This is a genomic window from Streptomyces sp. W16, from assembly GCF_033194735.1.
GTDB lineage: Bacteria > Actinomycetota > Actinomycetes > Streptomycetales > Streptomycetaceae > Streptomyces.
In genome coordinates, this window is the sequence record NZ_JAWOAI010000818.1 from 1 (window position 1) to 3,065 (window position 3,065).

The following is a 3,065-nucleotide window of genomic DNA, read 5'->3' on the forward strand; positions in this document are numbered from 1 at the left end:
TCGGCGGCCCGGCCGTCGCCATGCTCGCCTGCGCCCTGGGCGGCGTGATGTCCGGCGGGGTGTCCCAGCGGGTCTCCGACTGGCTGGACGGCACCGGTACGTCCATCGCGGGCCCGCCCGTGCTGCTCACCTGGCAGGCCTCGGTGATCCCGCCACTCCTGGTCGTCGTACTCGTCCTCTGCGTCGTACTCGGCCACCGCACCTGGCGGCTGCGCCATAGCGAACTCTCCGCCGTGGCGCACGACTACCCGGGCGGGCGCAAGGACCGGGCGCGCACCGCCCGGATCGCGAGCACGCGCGCGATGGCAACGCTCACCGACCGCGGCCCCCTCCTCGTCGCCGTCACCGCCACCGCCACCCTGCTCCTGGGCGCCGGAGCGCTGGTCGGTGCCTTCACGACCGACAGGACACCGTCGCGGGCAGGAGAGGGGGGCCACGCCTTCGTGCACGGCGCCGCCCAGACCTCCCAGGGACTCGGCTCCTGGCTGATCGGGCTCGGCTTCATCCTCTTCGTCACCTGGGGCAGGCGCGCCTACAAGGACGCCTCCGCGCGGCGCACCATCGGCATCCTGTGGGACGTCGGCACCTTCTGGCCACGCGCCGCCCACCCCTTCGCCCCGCCCTGCTACGCCGAGCGCGCGGTCCCCGACCTGACCTGGCGGATCGCCACCTGGACCCGCGCCACCGGCGGCCGGCTCGTCATCTCCGGCCACTCCCAGGGCAGCGTCCTGGCCGCCGCCGCGGCCTGGCAACTCAAACCGGCCCAGCGCAAACGAGTCGCCCTCCTGACCTACGGCTCACCCCTGGAGCGCCTCTACGGCCGCTGGTTCCCCGCCCACTTCGGACCGGCCGCGCTCAGCCGCCTGCACCAGGAGGTCGACTGCTGGCGCAATCTGTACCGGCTCACCGACCCCATCGGCGGCCCGGTGCGCGTGACCGGCGACTGCGGCCCCGAGGTGGACCACGGCCCCCTCAAGGACCCCCTGGAGTACGGCCGTACCGCACAACACCCGTTGCCCGCCCCGATCCTGGGCCACTCCGACTACCAGGCCGACCCTGTCTTCGCCGAGGAACGGGAACGGCTGCTGGCCCGGCTGCGGCCCGAGGTGCCGCCTCAGGGCAGCTCGGGCAGGTCCTCCGCGTAGAGCAGGGTCAGGTCGTCCTTGCTCGGCTCCTGGACGTGGGCGACCCGGCTCGCGTGCCGCTCCACCATCGCCTCGAAGGTCTGCCGCGCAGTACGGCCGTTGCCGAACGCGGCACCCTTCGGGATCGCCGTGAAGTACTTCGTCAGCCCCTCCGACGCGCCCTCGGCGAGCCGGTACTCGTGCTCCTCCGCCTGCTGTTCGACGATCCTCAGCAGTTCCCCGGGGTTGTAGTCGCTGAAGGTGATGGTCCGTGAGAAGCGGGACGCCACACCGGGGTTGACGGACAGGAACCGCTCCATCTCGGCCGTGTAGCCCGCGACGATCACCACGACCGCGTCACGGTGGTCCTCCATCAGCTTCACCAGCGTGTCGATGGCCTCTTTACCGAAGTCGCGGCCCGAGTCCTCCGGGGACAGCGCGTACGCCTCGTCGATGAACAGCACCCCGCCGCGCGCCTTGTCGAAGGCCTCCTGGGTGCGGATCGCGGTGGAACCGATGTGCTCGCCGACCAGGTCGACCCGGGACACCTCGACGAGATGCCCCTTCTCCAGGACACCGAGCGAGGCGAGGATCTCGCCGTAGAGCCGGGCGACCGTCGTCTTGCCGGTGCCGGGAGAGCCGGTGAAGACCAAGTGCCGTTTGACGGAAGCCGCCTTGAGGCCGGCCTGCTGACGGCGGCGGCCCACCTCGATCATGTCGGTGAGGGCGCGCACCTCGCGCTTGACGCTGTCCAGGCCGACCAGCGCGTCGAGTTCACCGAGGACCGCCTTGGAGGTGCGGGACTCCTTCTCCGGCTCCGGCGCGGTGACCGGGGGTCCCTGCTCGGCGATGCGCTGGCCGGGGATCGCGCCCAGCACACTGGTCGACTGGCTAGCCGTTTCCACGGCCGTCTCATGGGCGGTGGGCTGCTTGAGGCCGCTCTCGTCGCTGGTGCAGTCCTCGACCACGGGTCCGGTGCCGGGCCCCGCGTCCGGTCCGGCGTCCGCGAACTCGTAACCCCCGCGCGCGCACCGCTCCGTACGGCACTTCTTGAGCGTCGTACGACAGCCGTCTATGACGTGGAAGCCGTAGCCGCCGCTGCCCGTCACCCGGCAGCCCAGGAAGGTGCCCCGGCCGCCCGCGGAGACGTAGAAACCGGCCTCGGCGGGGGAGTCGACCGTGCAGCGCTCGATGGTGGGGTCGGCGCCCTTGGTGACGATCACGCCGGTCTGGGTGGCGTCCACCGTGCAGTTGTTGAGGGTGCCGCCGCTGCCGTGGTCGCGGAACCAGGCGCCCGTGGCCGCGTCCCTGATCCGGCAGTCGTCGAGCTGCGCGGTCGCGCCGTCGCTCACCGACACGGCCGTGTTGCGCACCTGGGAGATGTCGCTGTCGACGACGTCCGCGCGTGAACCGCGGTCAAGGACGAACAGTGCATCGGGCACGTCGTGCACCCGGCAGGAGTCGAGGACCACGGTCGCGCCGTCGCTGACCCACACCGCCGGATAGTCGCCCGTGCTGTCGAAGATCTCGCACTGGTTGGCGTCCACGCGGGTGCCCGGATCCCACACCGACAGTCCGTTGCGCCCGAACTGACGCACCGTCGTCCGGGTCAGTGTCAGGACCGAACGGGAGCGCAGGTCGACCGCGTTCTCCGGGATGTCGTGGATACGGCAGTCGGCGAGCGTCAGCACCGCGTCCGTGTCGAGCGTGACGCCGTCGGCGGTCGTACGGTGCACATCGCAGTCGGTGAGGTGCGCGGTGGCCCGGGCGGTGATCTGGACGCCGCTGCCCCGCGTCTCGTAGACCTCACAACCCACCGCCTCCAGCGAGGAGTTCTCGCCGGTGGCGGACAGACCCACCCCTGAGGCGTGGTGGACGCGGCAGCGCTCCAGGCGCGGGTGGCCGCCGGCGCGGACCGCGACGCCCGCCTGACCGGCCGAG

1 protein-coding gene and 1 pseudogene are annotated in these 3,065 nt (G+C 71.9%); one reads left to right on the plus strand and one right to left on the minus strand.

Annotated elements, in window-relative coordinates:
- Positions 1-1,145 (plus strand): annotated as a pseudogene (locus R6V09_RS49840) (hypothetical protein); the annotation flags it as partial.
- Here the strand turns inward: R6V09_RS49840 and R6V09_RS49845 are convergent.
- The coding region (locus R6V09_RS49845; protein ID WP_317888044.1) for a right-handed parallel beta-helix repeat-containing protein at positions 1,115-3,065 on the minus strand (1,951 nt) is incomplete at its 5' end. The pseudogene R6V09_RS49840 and the gene R6V09_RS49845 sit on opposite strands and share 31 nt — an antisense overlap.